The sequence below is a fragment of the Sphingomonas sp. OK281 genome, assembly GCF_900115295.1.
Lineage (GTDB): Bacteria > Pseudomonadota > Alphaproteobacteria > Sphingomonadales > Sphingomonadaceae > Sphingomonas.
In genome coordinates this window covers 1,088,086-1,106,995 of sequence record NZ_FOVZ01000001.1, presented here as the reverse complement: position 1 = coordinate 1,106,995, position 18,910 = coordinate 1,088,086, and the positions used below count along the sequence as shown (strand labels likewise).

The 18,910-nt window shown below is 67.3% G+C and carries 14 protein-coding genes; 5 read left to right on the top strand and 9 right to left on the bottom strand.

Annotation, left to right across the window (positions count from 1 at the left end):
* Positions 1-35: 35 nt before the first annotated feature.
* The 5 genes from paoC to BM244_RS04995 form a co-directional block, all read right to left on the bottom strand.
* Positions 36-2,243 carry an aldehyde oxidoreductase molybdenum-binding subunit PaoC gene (gene paoC, locus BM244_RS05015; protein WP_093397755.1) on the bottom strand — a complete coding sequence of 736 codons (2,208 nt, stop codon included), beginning with the start codon at positions 2,241-2,243 and terminating at the stop codon, positions 36-38.
* 5 nt (positions 2,244-2,248) lie between these two features.
* Complete coding sequence (locus BM244_RS05010) at positions 2,249-3,199, bottom strand: FAD binding domain-containing protein (protein ID WP_093397753.1); 951 nt, start codon at positions 3,197-3,199, stop codon at positions 2,249-2,251.
* Positions 3,196-3,828, bottom strand: coding sequence for an aldehyde dehydrogenase iron-sulfur subunit PaoA (gene paoA / locus BM244_RS05005; protein WP_093397752.1), 633 nt, complete (start codon positions 3,826-3,828; stop codon positions 3,196-3,198). Before paoA ends, BM244_RS05010 begins: the two co-directional genes overlap by 4 nt.
* 148 nt (positions 3,829-3,976) lie before the next feature.
* Positions 3,977-5,194 carry an MFS transporter gene (locus tag BM244_RS05000; protein ID WP_093397750.1) on the bottom strand — a complete coding sequence of 406 codons (1,218 nt, stop codon included), beginning with the start codon at positions 5,192-5,194 and terminating at the stop codon, positions 3,977-3,979.
* 467 nt (positions 5,195-5,661) lie between these two features.
* Entirely contained in the window at positions 5,662-6,174 is a 513-nt protein-coding gene (locus tag BM244_RS04995; RefSeq protein ID WP_175518060.1) for an alpha/beta hydrolase, read from the bottom strand.
* A gap of 599 nt (positions 6,175-6,773) precedes the next feature.
* Here BM244_RS04995 and def point away from each other — a divergent pair.
* Complete coding sequence (def, locus tag BM244_RS04990; RefSeq protein WP_093397747.1) at positions 6,774-7,307, top strand: peptide deformylase; 534 nt, start codon at positions 6,774-6,776, stop codon at positions 7,305-7,307.
* 114 nt (positions 7,308-7,421) lie between these two features.
* Here def and BM244_RS04985 read toward each other — a convergent pair whose 3' ends face one another.
* Genes BM244_RS04985 through BM244_RS04970 form a run of 4 tightly spaced genes read right to left on the bottom strand, consistent with a single transcriptional unit; the run spans position 7,422 to position 13,414 of the window.
* On the bottom strand, positions 7,422-10,610 hold the full coding sequence (locus BM244_RS04985; protein WP_093397746.1) for an efflux RND transporter permease subunit: 3,189 nt from the start codon (positions 10,608-10,610) through the stop codon (positions 7,422-7,424).
* Positions 10,611-10,613: 3 nt separating this feature from the next.
* Positions 10,614-11,768, bottom strand: a complete 1,155-nt coding sequence (locus BM244_RS04980) for an efflux RND transporter periplasmic adaptor subunit (RefSeq protein ID WP_093397744.1) — start codon at positions 11,766-11,768, stop codon at positions 10,614-10,616.
* Positions 11,765-13,027, bottom strand: a complete 1,263-nt coding sequence (locus tag BM244_RS04975) for a TolC family protein (RefSeq protein ID WP_093397743.1) — start codon at positions 13,025-13,027, stop codon at positions 11,765-11,767. Before BM244_RS04975 ends, BM244_RS04980 begins: the two co-directional genes overlap by 4 nt.
* A gap of 54 nt (positions 13,028-13,081) precedes the next feature.
* Positions 13,082-13,414, bottom strand: coding sequence for a hypothetical protein (locus tag BM244_RS04970; protein WP_139226863.1), 333 nt, complete (start codon positions 13,412-13,414; stop codon positions 13,082-13,084).
* A 271-nt stretch (positions 13,415-13,685) separates the two neighbouring features.
* Here BM244_RS04970 and BM244_RS04965 point away from each other — a divergent pair, with 271 nt between their 5' ends.
* Genes BM244_RS04965 through BM244_RS04950 form a run of 4 tightly spaced genes read left to right on the top strand, consistent with a single transcriptional unit; the run spans position 13,686 to position 18,827 of the window.
* On the top strand, positions 13,686-14,369 hold the full coding sequence (locus tag BM244_RS04965) for an NAD(P)H-dependent oxidoreductase (protein ID WP_093397740.1): 684 nt from the start codon (positions 13,686-13,688) through the stop codon (positions 14,367-14,369).
* 26 nt (positions 14,370-14,395) lie between these two features.
* Positions 14,396-15,427 carry an alcohol dehydrogenase AdhP gene (gene adhP / locus BM244_RS04960; RefSeq protein ID WP_093397738.1) on the top strand — a complete coding sequence of 344 codons (1,032 nt, stop codon included), beginning with the start codon at positions 14,396-14,398 and terminating at the stop codon, positions 15,425-15,427.
* Positions 15,428-15,429: 2 nt separating this feature from the next.
* Positions 15,430-17,814, top strand: coding sequence for a phosphoketolase family protein (locus tag BM244_RS04955; protein WP_093397737.1), 2,385 nt, complete (start codon positions 15,430-15,432; stop codon positions 17,812-17,814).
* The gene (locus BM244_RS04950) at positions 17,802-18,827 is read left to right on the top strand and encodes an acetate/propionate family kinase (protein ID WP_093397735.1); all 1,026 of its coding nucleotides are present in this window, start codon (positions 17,802-17,804) and stop codon (positions 18,825-18,827) included. The genes BM244_RS04955 and BM244_RS04950 overlap by 13 nt, the downstream gene beginning before the upstream one ends.
* The last annotated feature ends 83 nt before the right edge of the window (positions 18,828-18,910 follow it).

The following is an 18,910-nucleotide window of genomic DNA, read 5'->3' as shown; positions in this document are numbered from 1 at the left end:
CCTGTCGATCGAGTGTCGGGTGTGCAGGCAATGCCTCAGGCAACCGCAGGCAGGCGGTCGAGATGCTTGTCGAGCGTCAGCGGATAGTCGCGGATGCGCACGCCGGTCGCGTTGTAGACCGCGTTGGCCACCGCGGCGCCGACGCCACAAAGTCCGAGCTCGCCGACACCCTTCGCCTTCATCGGATTGGCCTTGTCGTCGGCCTCGTCGAGGAACACGACGTCCTGATGCGGGATGTCGGCATGGACTGGCACCTCGTACCCGGCGAGGTCGTGGTTGACGAAGAAGCCGAACCGCTTGTCGACCGCGAGATCCTCCATCAGCGCGCTGCCGACGCCCATCGTCATCGCGCCGATCACCTGGCTGCGCGCCGATTTCGGGTTGATGATCCGGCCGGCGGCGCAGACTGCGAGCATCCGGCGCAGGCGAGTCGCGCCGGTATAGGCATCGACGCCGACCTCGACGAAATGCGCGCCGAATGTGGACAGCTGCCAGCTCTTGTCGAGATCGCCGAACTCGATCTTGTCCTCGGCGACGAGTTCGCCCGCCGATGCCGCCTGGCGCAGGTCGGCGGACCGGTTGCCGCTGGTGACCTTGCCGTCCGCGAACACCGCGTCGGCCGAATTATAGCCGAGCCGCTGCGCCACCGCCTCGCGCAACTTGACGCAGGCGGCATAGACGCCGGCGGTCGCGTTGGCCGCGCCGAACTGGCCGCCCGAGCCTGCCGAGACCGGGAAGGCCGAACTGCCGAGCTTCACCACGACCGTGTCGAGCGGCACGCCCATCATCTCCGCCGCGGTCTGTGCGATGATCGTGTAGCTGCCGGTGCCGATGTCGGTCATGTCGGTCTCGACCGTGACGACGCCATCCTTGCCGAGCCGGACGCGCGCGCCCGACGCCATGTTCATGTGGTTCCGGAACGCCGATGCGACGCCCATGCCGACCAGCCAGCGGCCGTCGCGGACCTGGCCCGCCTTGGCGTTGCGGCTGGCCCAGCCGAACTTGGCCGCACCATCGGTGAGGCAGCGCACGAGCTGCCGCTCGGAAAAGCGCCGCTCGGGCTTTTCGGGATCGACCTGTGTGTCGTTCTTCACGCGGAAGGCGACGGGGTCCATGCCGAGCTTCTCGGCCATCTCGTCCATCGCGATCTCGAGCGCCATCAGCCCCGGTGCCTCGCCCGGCGCGCGCATCGCATTGCCCTCGGGCAGGTCGAGCACGGCGAGCCGCATCGATGTCAGGCGGTTGGCGCCCGCGTAGAGCAGCTTGGTCTGGTTTACTGCGGTTTCAGGCGAGCCGTTCGGCTGGTCGCCCGATCCGCTTTCATGCGCGATCGCGGTGATCGTGCCGTCCCTGGTCGCGCCGATCCGGATGCGCTGGCGCGTCGCCGGGCGGTGCGTGGTGTTGTTGGCGATGAACGGCCGCGGCAGCGCCACCTTGACCGGCCGCCCGGCTGCCTTCGCACCGAGCGCCGCCATCACCGCGTCGGTGCGCAGGAACAGCTTCCCGCCGAACCCGCCGCCGACATAGGGCGACTGGAAAGTGATCTTCTCTTTCGGGATACCGAGCGTCTTGGCCAGATCGCCGCGACCCCAGTCGATCATCTGGTTCGAGGTCCACACCGTCAGCTGGTCGCCGTTCCACGACGCGATCGAGGCGAATGGCTCCATCATCGCGTGGCTGTGATCGGGCGTCGTATAATGCGCGTCGAGCTTGACCGGCGCGGCGGCGAAGGCGGGCTCGAACTTGCCGACGCGGTCCTCGGCAGGCGCGTCCTTTTCGGCGGGCTTCAACGGTGCGGTCTTGAGCGCGGTGTCGAGGTCGTAGCGGCCGGTGGCGCGCGCATAGTCGACGCGGACGAGGTTGGCGGCGGTACGTGCCTGCTCGAACGTCTCGGCGACGACGATCGCGATTGCCTGGTGATAATGCTCGATGTCGGGACCGCCGAGCAGCTTCACGGTATTGAAATTGCCCTTGCCGAGCGGGCCGGCGTCCTGCGCGGTGACGATCGCGATCACGCCGGGCGACGCCTTCGCCGCAGTCAGATCGATCGCATTGATGCGACCCTTGGCGATCGCCGACCCGACGATCTGGCCGTACGCGGCGTTGGGCATCTCGCGGTGGTGTTCATAGGCATAGGGCGCGAGCCCGGTGGTCTTCAGCGGGCCATCGATGCGGTCGTGCGCGTGGCCGACGACCTTCATCCGGTCGATCGGGTTGGTGCCCGCGGGGATTTCGAATTTCATGGTCTTCAGGCCTTCGCATCTGCGATGACGGCGGCCAGCGCGCGGGTGGCGAGCGGCAGCTTGAACGCGTTGTCCTTGGTCGGCGTCGCGCCCTGGAACGCGCGGGCGGTGACCGCGGCGGCGCCTTGCTGGAGCAGCGCGTCGGCGGCTTCGACCCGCCACGGCTTCGGCGCGACGCCGCCGAACGCGACGCGACCGGTGCCGTCGGGCTGGATCACCGCGGCGACCGAAACGAGCGCATAGGCGTAGGACGCGCGGTCGCGCACCTTCTCGTAAAAATGCTTGCCGCCGAGCGGGCGGGGCAGGGTGACCGCGGTGATGAGTTCGCCCTGCTTCAGGATGGTATCCTGTTCGGGGTGGTTGCCCCAGAGCCGGTGGAAGTCCGCGATCGGGATCGCGCGGCGGGCGCCGGTCGCGTCGACCGTCTCGATCACGGCGTCGAGGACGCGCATGGCCACCGCCATGTCGCCGGGGAAGGTTGCGATGCACGCGTCGCTGACCCCGATCACGCCGAGCTGGCGCGAATAGCCGCCGATCGCGGCGCACCCGGAACCTGGCTTGCGCTTGTTGCAGGCCATGTTGGTGTCGTAGAAATAGGGGCAGCGCGTGCGCTGGAGCAGATTGCCTGCGGTGGACGCCTTGTTGCGCAACTGGCCCGATGCGCCAGCGACGATCGCGCGGGTCAGCACGCCGTAGTCGCGGCGGACGCGTTCGTCGGCGGCGAGGTTGGTGTTGGTGACCAGCGCGCCGATGCGTAGGCCGCCTTCCTTCGTCGGCTCGATCTTGTCGAATCCGAGATCCTGCACGTCGACGAGATGCGTCGGCACCTCGACCTCGAGCTTCATCAGGTCGAGCAGGTTGGTGCCGCCTGCGATGAACTTGGCCGCCGGGTTTGCCGCGACCGCGCGTGCCGCGCCGCTTGCATCCTTGGCGCGCTCGTAGGTGAAGGCTCTCATACGTTCTCTCCCGCAACGTCGGCCATCGCCTCGGCGATGTTGGAATAGGCACCGCAGCGGCAGATGTTGCCACTCATCCGCTCGCGCATCTCGATGTTGGTCGCGCGTGGCTTAGCGGTCAGGTCGTCTTGGACATGGCTCGGGATGCCGCGCTTGATCTCGTCGAGCACCGCGACCGCCGAACAGATCTGGCCGGGAGTGCAATAGCCGCATTGGTAGCCATCATGCTTGATGAAGGCGGCCTGCATCGGGTGCAGCTTGTCGGGCGTACCGAGGCCCTCGATGGTCGTGATCTTGTCGCCTTCGTGCATGACCGCGAGGCTGAGGCAGGAATTGATCCGGACGCCGTCAACCATCACGGTGCACGCGCCACACTGGCCGTGGTCGCAGCCCTTCTTGGTGCCGGTGAGGTGGAGATGCTCGCGCAGGGCGTCGAGCAGGGTGGTGCGGGGATCGAGCGACAGCGTCTCGCGCTTGCCGTTCACCGCGAAACTGACGGGCATCATCGGCGCAGCCTTGGTCTGGGAAGAAGGGGCGGCAGCGGCAGGAGTCGCCGCGACGACAGCGGTCGCGGCGCTACCGGCGAGCAGCCCACGGCGCGATACTTCGAGTTCGGAGATGTCCGACATGAAACTCAATTTCCTTCCCGACCGGCTCGCGCCGGGCCAACATGATTTCAGGCTTGGGCCCAAGCCACGGTATGTTCCGTGCATACCAACGCGGCGATGCGGTTTTCGTGTCGGTGGTATGGCTCAACGGAGCGATGAGGGTTGTTCATCACCCGGCGGCGGCGTTGCGATCATGCCGCGCGACGACGAGCGCCGCGATTGCTGCCACGCCGAGTAACGCCGCGCTGCTGAGAAACTCGGGTACGGCGCCGGCGGTATCGTACACCACGCCGCCGACGGTCGCGCCCAGCGTGATCGCCAGCTGGACCACCGCGACCATCAGGCCGCCGCCCGCTTCGGCGTCTTCGGGCAGCGTCCGCGCAAGCCAGGTCCACCATCCGACCGGCGCCGCGGTTCCGGCAAAGCCCCATATCGCGAGCAGGAGCGCAGTCGCGATCGTCGACCCGCCGAATAGCGCGAGGCCGACCGCGACGACAGCCATCGCCGCGGGCAGCACCCATAGCGTCAGGAAGAGGCGCTCGACGACGAACCGACCGATCACGACGGTGCCGACGAAGCCGGATGTGCCGACGATCAGCAGCATCAGCGAGAGCATGACGACGCTGACGTGCGTGACCTGTTCGAGGAACGGCCGCAGATAGGTGAACAGCGCGAACTGGCCGACGAACAGCATGGCGATAGCGAACAATCCGAGCAGGACCGCCTTGCTGCGGAGCAAACCGAGCATGGCGCGCGCCGACTGACGCTCGGCGACGGGCAGTTTGGGTAATGCCGCTGCCTGCCAGACGAGCGCGGCGATCGCGACCGGCACGACGCAGAAGAATGCACCGCGCCAGCCAATCAGGCTGCCGAGGAAACTTCCGAGCGGCGCGGCGAGCGCGGTCGCCAGCGCGGTGCCGCCGCTGATGATCGCCAGCGCCTTGCCCACCGACTCCTCGGGCACCAGCCGGATCGCGATAGCCGCCGACATCGACCAGAACCCGCCGATCGCGACACCGAGCAGCGCGCGACCCGTCATGAACACGAGATAGCTCGGCGCAAACGCGACCATTGCCCCAGACACGATCAGCATGGCGATCAGGGCCAGCACGACATTTCGCCGGTCGACCCGCCCGAGCAGCACCGAGAAACTGAGACTCGTGACGACCGCGAACAGGCCCGAGATCGCGATCGTCTGCCCGGCCTGCCCCTCGGTCAGGCGAAGCGTATCGGCGATCGGGCTGAGCAGGCTGACGGGCAGGAATTCGGATGCGACGAGCACGAAGCTGCATAGCGCCATCGCATATACGGCACCCCAGCGCGGGCTGCGAGCGTCGCCCTGTGTGGCGTCGCATAGGGCTGTGGGGGCAGCAACGAGGGTGGCCATACCGGCACGTCCTTCCGTCGATCAAAGATGTGCGTGAACTAGATCCCGTCGAGCGCGGTTTCCGGTTCTGGGATGGGCCACGAAATAGGTGTGCCGGGGGGAATGGCAATTTAGCGCGACGTTGATGCAGCGATGAGCCCTGCTCATCACCGTATGTCGTTCATGGGGACTAGCGGGCCGTGCCGCGTACCGAACGCGTTCGCGCCGGCGCATCGTCTTTGCACAAATGCCGGCTACCCGACGGCGCAGCATCTGCTGGGTCCGACGTGGCCCGCGGGCTTGTGCATCGAGGGGCCGGCCGGCGGTGCGGGTTGCGGTCGCCCCGTGGTCACGTAAAGCGAAGCGCCACGGGTGCTAGAGGGACGGCGTTTGCGGGCGTCGGCCAACCGTCGGTCGTCCAGCCCCGAACGTCACGTCGAGCCGAGCAGAGAAGGGCGCGCGCTCCGTACTTCGCGCCCCGCCGACGCTTACCGCGTGAGGACCGTCGCCGGAATCGTGCCGTCCGGGTTGATCCCGTTACCCACCGACGCACCCTGAAGCAGTGGTAGAAGTCCGAGCAAGCTACCCGTATCCTCGGTGAGCGTTGCCTGGCGGTTGGTGGGATGCGCCGTCAGATCTCCACCGGTCTCGACGACCTGGCTGCCCCAGCTATCGGCCAGGGCGAGCAGTCGGTCGATGAAGGGATAGGATGCGCTGGCCACGACGGACGGGAAGGGCAACCGCGTAGATGGACCCTGCCGAGCCGCAGCCGCAATCGCGTCCTCGCCGAAGCCGATAGTGAGCGGCGAGAGGAACAGCGCACCCTGGACCGACTGCAGATAGCTTCGGGGCGACAGTTGCGCCCACCACGCCACGGCAAGGCATGCGACCCCTTGCGCGAGAATGACGGCGGGCTGGCGGCGGCGCGAGAAGACGGCGTCGAGCTGCAGCGCCCACCGACCGCTCTGGAATTTAGACAGATCGAGTTCGACCCCGGGCACCGACCCGGATTGGGCGGGATTTCCCTTTATCGTAACGATTACCGCGTTTTGGGGATCGATAGGCGTCGGATACCATAGGGTCATGACAGCTCTCCCAGAGACACGGTTGCGAGCGACTTGCACGTGTCGACTCGAGACCGGACGTTTCGGCGGGTTGAATGTCCCTCTCGGGCATGGGGATTCCAAAGAAGAAAAGATATCCGGCGCGAAAGCGGCGGATGATCGCGTGACTCGTCGTCAAGCGGGCAAAGCGGCCTTTCGCATTTGCGATGATTTCTTCGCATCGAATTCGCGAGGAGTAGTAGAGTATCGTCCGATCGGTATTCCGGAAGGGCACGACGCGTGAACCAGTCCATATACTCGAGGTATCAGACCGTATCGGTGATGCCTTTCCCTCTCTTGCTCATGCGCTTGCTCGCGCACGAGGCGGGGAGCGATGCCGGACTTGCGCCCGACCATGCCGTGCGGGAATTGCAGCGTTGCGGGCTGTGCCGGACCGGGTATGCAGGCACGAGCCTCCGTGGCGATCCAGGACGGCCCCGCCGCGCCAACCGCTTCTCTCGCGGGTTTGGCATGGGTCGTTGCGGACTCTCACGCGCATGATCCGTCCGGTTTTGAAAATGGGCGACCCGCGCCTTTACCGGGTCGCGCAGGAGGTCGCCCATCTCCGCGATCCCGATGTGATGGCGATCATCGCGGACATGCACGAGACCATGGCCAACGCCAGCGGCGTGGGGCTTGCGGCGCCGCAGATCGGCGTCGATCTGCGGATCATGGTGATCGGATTCGAGACCAACCCACGCTATCCGGACGCGCCGCCGGTGCCGATGACGACGCTCGTCAATCCGTGGTTCGAGCCGCTGTCGCAAGGTAGCGAAGGCGGCTGGGAAGGCTGTCTTTCCATCCCCGGTATGCGGGGTTGGGTGCCCCGCGCGACGCATATCCGCTATGGCGGGACGCAGGAGGACGGTGCGCCGCTCGTCCGTGAGGCACGAGGCTTCCATGCGCGGGTGTTCCAGCATGAGTTCGACCATCTGAACGGCATCTTGTACCCGCAACGCATCGTCGACTTCACGAGGTTCGGGTTCGTCGAGGTCTTGTTTCCTGACAGCAGCTTGTCGGTGCTCGAATAGGCTTGCTGACGCAGGGGCCGTCCGAAGGTCGTTCCGACTAGGCGCAACGACACCCGCAGGCGTCGAACGGGACACAACGGTGCCGGGTGATTACGCGTTGGGTGCTGGCGGCGTTCAACCCTTGCTGGCAGTCGGCCGCCAACCCCCGAAACGCGCGTACAGCGTCGGCAGTACGAACAAAGTCAGCAGCGTGGCCGAGACGAGGCCGCCGATGACGACGGTCGCCAGCGGCTTCTGCACCTCGGCGCCGGCACCGTGGCCTAGCGCCATCGGCACGAAGCCGAGGCTCGCGACCAGCGCGGTCATCGCGACCGGCCGCAACCGGGCAAGGGCACCGTCGTGCGAAGCGCGTGCCCGGTCCATGCCGCGCGCCATTAGGTCGTGGATCGACGAGACCATCACCAGACCATTGAGTACCGCGATCCCCGACAGCGCGATGAAGCCGACCGCGGCGGAGACCGAGAACGGCATGCCGCGCAACACGAGCGCAAGCACGCCGCCGACCAGCGCGAGTGGCACGCCGGTGAACACGATCGCCGCGTCGCGGACCGAGCCAAGCGCACCGTAGAGCAGCAGCATGATGACCGCGAAGCAGACCGGCACGACGAGCATCAGACGGTCGCGTGCGGAGGCGAGGTTCTCGAACTGTCCGCCCCACTCGACATAGGTGCCGGGCGGCATCGTCACCTCCGCGTCGATCGCGGCGCGCGCGTCGGCGACCACGCCCGCGACGTCACGGTCGCGGACGTTGGCCTGGACGACCACGCGGCGCTTACCGTTTTCGCGGCTGATCTGGTTGGGTCCATCGACGACCGCGATGTCGGCGACGGTCGACAGCGGCACGAACCCGCCTGCCGACGTCGGGACGGGGATCTGCGCGACTTGAGTCAGGTCCGAGCGCGACGCTTCGGACAGGCGGATCACGACGGGGAAACGGCGATCGCCTTCGAAGATCATGCCGGCCTCGCGTCCGCCGATCGCGGCGGCCACGGTGTCCTGCACGTCGCCTGCGGTGACGCCGATCCGCGACATCGCCATGCGGTTCGGGCGGATGTCGAGCATCGGCAGGCCCTCGGTCTGCTCGACGCGAACGTCGACCGCGCCGCGGGTCTTGCGCAGGACCTCGGCGATGCGGTCCGCCGCGGCATTCATGCCACCGAAGTCGTCGCCGAAGATTTTGACCGCGATGTCGCCGCGCACGCCGGCGATCAGTTCGTTGAAGCGCATCTGGATCGGCTGGGTGATCTCATACGCGTTGCCGGGCAGCGCGGAAAGTTGCTGCTCCATGCGCGCGACCAGCGCTTCCTTGGCGAGGCTCGGGTCTGGCCATTCCGCCTTCGGCTTCAGGATGACGAAGGTGTCGGTGGCATTCGGCGGCATCGGATCGCTCGCGATCTCGGACGTGCCGGTGCGCGAGAAGGCGAAACGGACCTCGTGCTGGCGCGCGAGCATCTTTTCGACCTGGAACTGCATCGCCTGGCTCTGGTCGACGGAGGTGCCGGGGATGCGGACCGCCTGGACGAGGATGTTGCCCTCGTCGAGCTGCGGCAGGAACTCCTGGCCGAGCGTGGTGAAGGCGACGCCTGCCAGCGCCAGAGCGCCGACGGCGATGCCCAGCGTGATGCTCGGGCGGCGCATCGCCTTGCCGAGGCCTGGTTCGTAGCGACGACGTAGCCAGCCGATGATCCGGCTTTCTTTCTCGTCGACGCGCCGGCTGAGCGCGATCGCGATCGCTGCGGGGACGAACGTCATCGACAGGACGAACGCGAAGACGAGCGCGATGATGACGGTCAGCGCCATCGGTTCGAACATCTTGCCCTCGACGCCGGTAAAGGTGAGCAGCGGGGCGTAGACGAGGATGATGATCGCCTGGCCGTAGACCGACGGGCGGATCATCTCGCGCGCCGATGCGGCGATCAGGTCGAGCCTTTGTCGAAGGGGCAATGGCTTGCTGCGACCGTGCTGCGCGTCGCCCAGGCGGCGGAGCGCGTTCTCGACGATGATGACGGCCCCGTCGACGATCAGCCCGAAATCGAGCGCGCCGAGGCTCATCAGGTTCGCGGACACCGCGGCCTTCAGCATGCCGATGCTCGTCAGCAGCATCGTGATCGGGATCACCAGCGCGGCAATCAGCGCAGCGCGGAAATTGCCGAGCAGCACGAACAGCACGACGATGACGAGCACCGCGCCCTCGGCGAGATTGCGGGCGACGGTCGCGATCGTCGAATTGACGAGTTCGGTGCGGTTGAGCACCGGCTTCACCACGACATCGACGGGAAGCGCCCGGCCGATCTCGTCAAGCCGCGTGCCGACGCCGGTCGAGACGGTGCGGCTGTTCTCGCCGATCCGCATGACGGCGGTGCCGACGACGACCTCGTGGCCGTTCTCCGACGCGGAGCCCATCCGCAGCGCCTGGCCGGTGCGGACGGTGGCGATCTGGCTGAGCAGAATCGGCACGCTTTCACGCGTCGCTACGACGGTGCGCGCAAGCTCGTCGGCGTTGCGGATTCGGCCATCGGCGCGGACCGCGAGGCCTTCGCCGTTACGATCGACGATGCCGGCACCCGCGCTGGTGTTGTTGCGTTCGAGCGCGGTCGCGAGATCGTTCAGCGTGATCTTCATCGACGCCATCCGCTGGATATCGGGGACGACGAGATACTGCTTGGTATAGCCGCCGAGGCTGTCGACGCCGGCAAGGCCCGCGCTGCTCTTCAGCTGCGGCGTGACGATCCAGTCCTGCACCGTGCGCAGATACGTTGCCTTGTCGGGTTCGCTGACGAGGTGGTCGCCCTCCGGCGTGATGTAGCTGCCGTCCTTCTGCAGGCCCGGCTCGCCGTTGCGGTGGCGGACCTGGTCGAGCTCGCGGTACTCGACCGTCCACATGAAGATGTCGCCAAGGCCGGTAGCGATCGGTCCCATCTCGGGTACCACGTCGTCCGGCAGATCCTCCTCGGCGGTCCGCAGCCGCTCCGCCACCTGCGACCGTGCGAAGTAGTTATCGGTCTTCTCGTCGAACACCGCGGTGACCTGCGCGAAGCCGTTGCGGCTGAGCGACCGGGTGTATTCGAGGCCGGGGATGCCGGCGAGCGCGGTCTCGACGGTGAAGGCGACCTGCTTCTCGATCTGGTCGGGCGAGAGCGCGGGCGCGCGCACGTTGATCTGAACCTGGTTGTTGGTGATGTCGGGGACCGCGTCGATCGGCAGCCGCTGGATGGCGAACACGCCGGCGAGCGCCGCGGCGAGCGTGAGCAGCAGGACGAGCCAGCGCTTCTCGACGGCGAGCGTTACGATACGGGAGAGCATGGTCTAGTCCTCGTCCTTCGCCGCACTCTTGCCGAGTTCGGCCTTGAGCGTGAACGAGTTGGTGGAGGCGATGCGCTCCTCGCCGGTCAGGCCGGCGGTCACGGTGACTGCGCCGCCATTGGTGCGGCCGAGCGTCACCGGGGTCGCGCGAAACCCGGTCGCGGTGCGGACGAAGACATGTGGCCGGTCGCCGATCATCTGCACCGCGGCAGAGGGCACGGCGACGCTGCGGTCGCCGCTCGCCGGGAGCAGCACCGACACGCCGACATTCTCGCCGACGCGCCAGATGCTACCCGTATTGTCGATCGTCGCGATCACGGGCACGAGACGCGTCGTCTCGTCGAGGATCGGCGAGACGAAGGTGACGCGGCCGTCCTGGCGGCGGCCGGCGGACGTGACTTCGACGCGTGCACCCGGCCTTACGCGGCCCGCGTCCGCGGGAACGAGCGACATCGTGACCGACACCTTGGCGAGGTTGGCGACGCGGAAGATTTCGGCGTCGGCCGCGACCTGTTGTCCGAGCGTGGCCGACCGGGCGATCACCTGGCCAGCAATCGGCGAGCGTACCGCGATGCGGTTGAGCGCGCCGCCTCCGCCACCCGTAGCCGACAGTTGCTGCCGGGCGAGCCGGAGCGCGATGCCGGCCTCGGTCGCGGCGGTTCGGGCGGCGACAAGGTCCTGCTCGGGCGACACGCGCTCGGCGAACAGCCGTTGTTCGCGCCGAAGGTTCGACTGGGCGAGCGCTGACCGCGCACCGGCCGCCTCGACCTCGGCGTTGAGCGACGCTGCCTCACGGCTCTCGATGATTGCCAGCGTCTCGCCGCGGGCGATGGATTGGCCGAGGTTGCGGGTGAGCGACACCAACCGGCCGCCGATCGGCGCGGCCACGACCTGGACGCCCTGCGGATCACCCTCGATCGTCGCGGGCAATTCGATCGCACCGGCGACGCCGCCGACGGTCGGGCGCGTGACCTCGATACCGGCATCGGCGATCTGCTGTGCTGATAGGATGGCGACCGCCGGATCGCCGGAAGTCTTCTCGCCATCCTCGCTGGTCACCGCGTTGGCAGCGGGCGCCGGGTCGGGGGCGGGGCCACAGCCTGCAAAGGCCAGAGCGGCGGCGGCAGGCGCGATCGCCCGCAGGATCGTGCGGTTCATCGGTCGGTATCCTTGGCAATCGGCGCTTCGGCAGTCAGCCTTTCGAGGCGCGCGCGAGCATCGTGATAGCTGGCAAGCGCATCGATCGCCGCCGTCCTGGTGTCGAGAAGGCTCCGCTCGGCATCGAGCAGGTCGAGCTGTCCGAACTTGCCTTCGCGGTAGCCGATACGCGCGATCCGCGCGGCCTCGACGGCGGCGGCGAGCGCAGGCCCGGTCGCGTTGCGCGCCGTGGTCGCGGCGTTTGCCGCCTCGGCCTGCGTGGTCGCGATGTCCTGTTCGGCGTCGATCAGCGCCACGCGGCGCAACGCGTCCGATTGGTCGCGCTGCGCGTCGGCCACGGCGACAGCCGATCGGCCACCGTTGAAGACGTTCAGCGGGATGGAGACGCCAAAGACGGCAGCGGTGTCGTTCGTCTGCTCGAGCCGCCTGGCGCTGGCGGTGAGCGTCACGTCCGGCACGCGCTGGCTACGCGCGAGGCGCACCTGCGCGGTGGCGGTGTCGAGATCCGCGCGTGCGGCCGCGACGAGAAGCATGCCGGTCGAACCGGATTGCCGGATCGGACCGGGCGCATCCACCTGCTGGAACCAAATGGTGTCGAGTGCCCCGATCGGTATCTGGAGAAGTCGGGAGAGGTTCGCCACAGCGACCAAGGCCGATCGTTCGGTGCGTTCCATCATGCCCTCGGCAGCCACGCGCGCAAGGGCGGCGCGCTGTTCCTCGAGCGGTGACGCGCGGCCTGCCTGCACGCGGATCGTGGCAGCCCGGAGGACGTCTGCGGCGATGCCGACCTGATCGTGGGCGATCGTGATACGACGCTGCGCTGCCACCGCCGTGACGTAAGCCTGCGTGATCCGCAGGCGGAGGTCGGCGCGCGCGATCTCCGCCTGTATATCGGCACGGCCGATCTGCGCCTCGGCGACGGCGATCCGCGCGCGTCGCTTGCCCCCGCGTTCGAACGGAAGCGCCAGTCCGACCGTCGTCTCGGACGATCGCAGGCCCCGATACATACCGGACCCGGCGACGTTCTCGCTTTCGGCGACGATCGACGGGTTCGGCCGAAGCGCCGCGACCCGGCGTTGCGCTTCGGCGGCACGTACGCCGGCCGATGCTGCATCCTGGAAGGGCGAGGACGTGCCGGCGCGGGCGAGTGCCTCTGCGAGCTTCAGGATCGGCTCGGTGGATGTCGGCGGACGGGTCTGGGCCTGCAGCGACGGTGCGCAGACGCCTGCGACCAATATGGCCGCAAAGATACGATGCATGGAATGCTCCTGACGATGAGGACGCGGGCGCGCACGGCGCACCCGATCGACAAGTCAGGCTTGGGGCGGTCGCAAGGCCGTGTCGGCATCCCGGCCGAAGAGCGCGACGCCAGCGACACCGGTAAGCGTCGCGCGGACAAGCCCCTCGACGCTAGGCAGCGTGTCCGAGTCCGGCGTACTCATGTGATGCGCGTGGCAGCCGCCATGATGATGCGGATAGCCCTTGTCCGCATCGGCCGCGACCTGATCCCCGTCGCCATCGGCGTGCGACGCGGCCTCGTACTGGCTGGTTTCGATGCAGCCGCCGACCTCGGCCGCATGCGCGACGCCGACCCATGCGGTAAGCACGAGCATCAGACAGGCAAGGAAGGGCAGAAGCCTACGCATCGACGGTGCGAATAGCAGGTTACCGCGCCAATGTAACCGCACCCCGGCCGGATCGCCCAGGGGAGCAGGTACGCGTGTTCGTCGACCATCAGGGAGCGCCCGTGCGGAACCCGGATTGATGGGCGCCGTGGAGCTTCCGGCTCTGCGTAGTTCCCGAGGGTCACATCGGGAACTGCCAACCGATAAATTCCGCCGACTTGATCCTTTGTATCGTGATGCCGCGCTTCGTCGAGGCTCGGCAAGGATCGTAAAGCTTTGGCGGGGATGAACGATGGTCGTTGGCAAGCGAGATCCGGCAAGAGGACGTCATGCGGTAATCCTGTGTCATCCCGGTCCGGCGAGCTTCAATCACGCGATCGCGGCGGCGTATTGCGATGCGGTCCGCGGGGCGGGGCAGGAGGTCGTCTTCCGCGACCTGTATGCGATGGGGTTCGATCCGGTGCTGAAGGCGGCGGAGCGGCCGACCAACGTCCCCGCGGTCTATGGCGCGGATGTGCTGGCCGAGGTCGACGCGATCGCAGGCTGCGACGTATTCGTGCTGGTCTACCCGATCTGGTTCGGGACGCCGCCGGCGATGCTGAAGGGCTATGTCGAGCGCGTATTCGGCGCGGGCGTCCAGCCCGAGACGCTGCAGAGCAGGGTGCAGACCGACCTGCTCGGCGGCAAGCGGCTTGTCAGCTTCTCGACGTCGGCGGCGAGCAAGATCTGGCTCGACGAACAGGGCCAGGGGCAAGGGCTGAACAGCGTGTTCGACCAGTATATCGTCCACGCCTTCGGGATGCGATCGCAGGAGCATCGCCGTTTCGCGCATATCACGCAGGATCTCCGCAAGCAGTTCGCCGACCAGTATCTCCGTGACGTCGCGGCCCAGGCGCAGCGGACCTGCGCGCAGATCGCATTCGGGGACGAAGCCTTGCTGGCCGATCCCGCGCTCGTCGCTCGGATGGCAGGCTGATCCATCCGCATCTTCAAGGAAGTTTCATGACCCGTATGATGCAAGCCGCCGTCGTCGAGGCGTTCGGCAAACCGTTGATCCTGCGTGAATGGCCGGTGCCGGTAGCAGGACCGGGACAGATCGTCGTCAAGACCGAGGCATGCGGGGTGTGCCATACCGACCTGCACGCCGCGCATGGCGACTGGCCGGTCAAGCCGTCACCCCCCTTCATTCCGGGGCATGAGGGGATCGGCATCGTCGTCGAAGTCGGCGTGGGCGTAACGATCGTCAAGCTGGGTGACCGGGTCGGCGTGCCGTGGCTCTATTCCGCCTGCGGACATTGTGAATACTGCTTGTCCGCGTGGGAGACGGTGTGCGCCGAGGCGGAGTTCGGCGGCTACACGCGCAATGGCGGGTTTGCGGAATACATCCTCGCCGACCCGAACTACGTTGCGCATATTCCCGCCGGCCTGTCCGCGGTCGAGGCGGCGCCGATCATCTGCGCGGGCATCACGACGTACAAGGGTATCAGGGAAACGGGCGCGAAACCGGGCGAGTGGATTGCGATCTCGGGCGTCGGCGGTCTGGGGCATCTGGCGGTGCAGTACGCCAAGGCGATGGGGTTGCGCGTGGCTGCCGTCGATGTCGACGAAGGCAAGCTCGCGCATGCCAGGGCGCTGGGTGCGGAACTGTTGATCGACGCGCGCAAGCCCGACGCGATCGCGGCGCTGAAGGACGGGACCGGGGGCGGCGCGCACGGCGTGTTGATCACCGCGCCTTCGTTGACCGCGTTCAATCAGGGCGTGGCGATGACGCGACGCAAGGGGACGTGCGTGCTCGTCGGCCTGCCACCGGGCGACTTTCCGATGCCGCTGTTCGACGTGGTGGCGCAGTGCATCACGGTGCGCGGATCGTTCGTCGGGACACGCAAGGACATGGCCGAGGCGCTCGCGTTCGCGGCCGACGGCAAGGTGAAGGCCGACATCGAAGTGCAACCATTGTCTGCGATCAACGACATCTTCGACAGGCTCCAGCGCGGGCAGGTCGCATCGCGCGTCGTCCTCGATTTCGGGAGCTGAAGATGGCCGATTCTGCAACGCTGGCGCCTGCGAAGACGCACCCTCTGTCCCCCGACATGCTGCGCCGGATGGACGCGTATTGGCGTGCCGCGAACTATCTGTCGGTCGGTCAGATCTACCTGCGCGACAATGCGCTGCTCGATCGGCTGCTGACGATCGCGGACGTGAAGCCGCGGCTGCTCGGGCATTGGGGGACGACGCCCGGGCTGAACTTCCTGTACGTCCATCTCAACCGCCTGATCGTCGAGCATGACCTCGACATGATCAACATCATCGGGCCGGGGCATGGTGGGCCGGGGCTGGTGGCCAACACGTATCTCGAGGGCTCGTACACCGAGCGTTATCCGGCGATCGAGCGGAGCCGGTCGGGCATGCACCGGCTGTTTCGACAATTCTCGTGGCCGGGTGGCATCCCGAGCCATGTCGCGCCCGAGACGCCGGGATCGATCCATGAGGGCGGCGAGCTCGGGTACTCGCTTGCGCATGCCTATGGCGCTGCGTTCGACAACCCGGACCTGATCGTCGCGTGCGTAATCGGTGACGGCGAGGCGGAGACGGGCGCGCTGGCGGCGAGCTGGCATTCGAACAAGTTCCTCAACCCTGCGCGTGACGGCGCGGTGCTGCCGATCCTGCACCTGAACGGCTTCAAGATCGCCAACCCGACGATCCTCGCGCGGATCGACGGGCATGAGCTCGATGCGTTGCTGCGCGGCTATGGGCATGAGCCCTATTATGTCGGCGGCAGCGATCCGGCTGCGGTCCACCAGCAGCTCGCCGCCGCGCTCGACAAGGCGCTGGCGCGGATTCAGGCGATCCAGGCGGCGGCGCGTGTCGAGGGCGCGACGCCCGGGCGGCCGCGCTGGCCGATGATCGTGTTCCGCACGCCGAAGGGCTGGACCGGACCGAAGTTCGTCGATGGCAAGCCGGTCGAGGGTACGTGGCGCGCGCATCAGGTGCCGATCGCGGACTTCAAGGATCCGGAGCATCTGCGCCAGCTCGAGGAGTGGATGCGGAGCTACCGGCCCGAAGAGCTGTTCGACGCGAGCGGCAAGTTCCTCGAGGAGTATGCGTCGCTAGCGCCGACCGGGCATCGGCGGATGGGGTCGAACCCGCACGCCAATGGCGGCGAGCTGATGGTGCCGCTGTCGCTGCCCGATTTCCGTGAGTTCGCGGTGGCGGTCGACGCGCCGGGGACGGTCAGGGCTGAGGCGACGCGCGTGCTCGGGCGGTATCTGCGCGACGTCATGAAGCTCAACCTCGCCAGCGTGAACTTCCGCCTGTTCGGCCCTGACGAGACCGCGTCGAACCGGCTGGCCGACGTGTACGACGTCTCGGGGAAAGTCTGGATGGCGGAGGTCGAGGCGGTCGACGAGCATCTCGGGCCCGACGGCCGCGTAATGGAGGTGCTGAGCGAGCATCTGTGCCAGGGCTGGCTGGAGGGGTATCTGCTGACCGGGCGGCACGGGCTGTTCTCGTGCTACGAAGCGTTCGTCCACATCGTCGATTCGATGGTCAACCAGCATGCCAAGTGGCTGAAGACGACCAGGACGATCCCGTGGCGGCGGCCGATCGCGTCGCTCAATTACTTGCTGACGTCGCATGTCTGGCGGCAGGATCACAACGGGCTGTCGCACCAGGATCCGGGGTTCATCGATCATGTCGCGAACAAGACCGCGGACGTCGCGCGGATTTACCTTCCGCCCGATGCGAACTGTTTGCTTTCGGTCGGCGATCACTGCCTGCGCAGTCGCGGCTATGTGAACGTGATCGTCGCGGGGAAGCAGCCGGAGTGGCAATGGCTCGGGATCGACGCGGCGGTGCGGCACTGCACCGCGGGCGCGGGGATTTGGGACTGGGCGGGCGACGACGCGGACCCCGACGTGGTGATGGCGTGCGCAGGCGACGTGCCGACGCTGGAGACGTTGGCCGCGGTGACGATGCTGCGTGCGTACGTGCCCGATATCCGCATCCGGGTCGTCAACGTGGTCGACCTGATGGTGTTGCAGCCACGCTCCGAACATTCGCACGGGCTCGACGAGCGCGAGTTCGACGCGATGTTCACAGCGGACAAGCCGGTGATCTTCGCGTTCCACGGCTATCCGGCGATGATCCACAAGCTGACGTACCGGCGCGCGAACCACGCCAATATCCACGTCCGTGGCTACAAGGAGATGGGGACGACGACGACGCCGTTCGACATGGTCGTGCTGAACGATCTTGACCGGTACCGGCTGGCGCTCGACGCGATCGAGCGGGTGCCTCGGCTGCGCGACCGCGTGCCGCGCGAGACGGCGCGGTACTGGACGACGATGGAGCGGCACAAGCTCTACATCGCCGAGCAGGGCGACGATCTGCCGGAGGTGCGTGACTGGCAATGGTCGCGGTAGTTCTTGCACTCAACAGCGGGTCGTCGTCGCTCAAATACGGGCTGTACGCGGTCGATCCGGAGCCCGTCCTGCTGGTTGGTGGGACGATCGAGACGCCGGACGATGATGGCGACGACCATGCGCGCTTCTTCGACACGATAGAGGCGGCGCTGAAGGGGTGGCCGGTGCCGACGGTGATCGGCCACCGGATCGTCCACGGCGGCCCGCACCGCGACGCGCATTGCCGGATCGACGGTGCCGTGATGGCGGATCTGGATGTAGCGTGCGCGTTCGCGCCGCTGCACGGCCCCGCATCGCTGGCGCTGATCCGGGCCGCAGAGGTACGCTATCCGGGCGTGCCGCAGATCGCGTGCTTCGATACCGCGTTCCATGCGGACATGCCCGACATCGCAAGGACGCTCCCGATCCCGCGCGAATACCAGGCGACCGGCGTGCGGCGCTACGGCTTCCACGGCCTGTCCTGCGAGTCGATCCTCCGCCAACTCGGCGGCGATATGCCCCCACGGCTGGTGATCGCGCACCTCGGCAACGGCGCGAGCGTGACCGCCGTGCGCGATGGCCGATCGATCGACACCAGCATGGGGCTGACCCCGTCGGGCGGCTTGATGATGGCGACCCGGACGGGCGATATCGATCCCGGCGTGTTGCTGTACCTGCTGCGAGAAACCGAGATGGACGCCAAGGTGCTGGCGACGATGGTCGATCATGCTGCCGGGATGACGGGTATCTCGGGGCTGTCCGGCGACATGCGCGTTCTGCGCGTTGCCGAGACCGACGACGCTGACCTCGCCATCCGCATGTTCGAACGCTCGGTGTGCAAGCAGATCGCGGCGATGATCGTCTCGCTCGGGGGTGCTGACCTGCTCGTGCTGACGGGGGGCATCGGTGAGAACGACGAGCCTACCGTCCAGGCGATCCGTACGGGTCTCGCCTGGGTTCCGGGTCTCGAGATCCGGATATTCCCCTCACAGGAGGACGCGCAGATCGCGATCCACGCCGCCGCGCTCGCCTGACGAGCTTGGCGAGGTACGTGCTTTCCGAGTCCCGACGCTTTCGCCCGATCGCGCTACTGTCTTGATACGGATCAGCCCATCGA

Coding starts and splice junctions, on each gene's coding strand:
- paoC (WP_093397755.1), bottom strand. CDS start 2,243: ATGAAATTCGAAATCCCCGCGGGCACCAACCCGATCGACCGGATGAAG.
- BM244_RS05010 (WP_093397753.1), bottom strand. CDS start 3,199: ATGAGAGCCTTCACCTACGAGCGCGCCAAGGATGCAAGCGGCGCGGCA.
- paoA (WP_093397752.1), bottom strand. CDS start 3,828: ATGTCGGACATCTCCGAACTCGAAGTATCGCGCCGTGGGCTGCTCGCC.
- BM244_RS05000 (WP_093397750.1), bottom strand. CDS start 5,194: ATGGCCACCCTCGTTGCTGCCCCCACAGCCCTATGCGACGCCACACAG.
- def (WP_093397747.1), top strand. CDS start 6,774: ATGATCCGTCCGGTTTTGAAAATGGGCGACCCGCGCCTTTACCGGGTC.
- BM244_RS04985 (WP_093397746.1), bottom strand. CDS start 10,610: ATGCTCTCCCGTATCGTAACGCTCGCCGTCGAGAAGCGCTGGCTCGTC.
- BM244_RS04980 (WP_093397744.1), bottom strand. CDS start 11,768: ATGAACCGCACGATCCTGCGGGCGATCGCGCCTGCCGCCGCCGCTCTG.
- BM244_RS04975 (WP_093397743.1), bottom strand. CDS start 13,027: ATGCATCGTATCTTTGCGGCCATATTGGTCGCAGGCGTCTGCGCACCG.
- BM244_RS04970 (WP_139226863.1), bottom strand. CDS start 13,414: ATGCGTAGGCTTCTGCCCTTCCTTGCCTGTCTGATGCTCGTGCTTACC.
- BM244_RS04965 (WP_093397740.1), top strand. CDS start 13,686: ATGGTCGTTGGCAAGCGAGATCCGGCAAGAGGACGTCATGCGGTAATC.
- adhP (WP_093397738.1), top strand. CDS start 14,396: ATGACCCGTATGATGCAAGCCGCCGTCGTCGAGGCGTTCGGCAAACCG.
- BM244_RS04955 (WP_093397737.1), top strand. CDS start 15,430: ATGGCCGATTCTGCAACGCTGGCGCCTGCGAAGACGCACCCTCTGTCC.
- BM244_RS04950 (WP_093397735.1), top strand. CDS start 17,802: ATGGTCGCGGTAGTTCTTGCACTCAACAGCGGGTCGTCGTCGCTCAAA.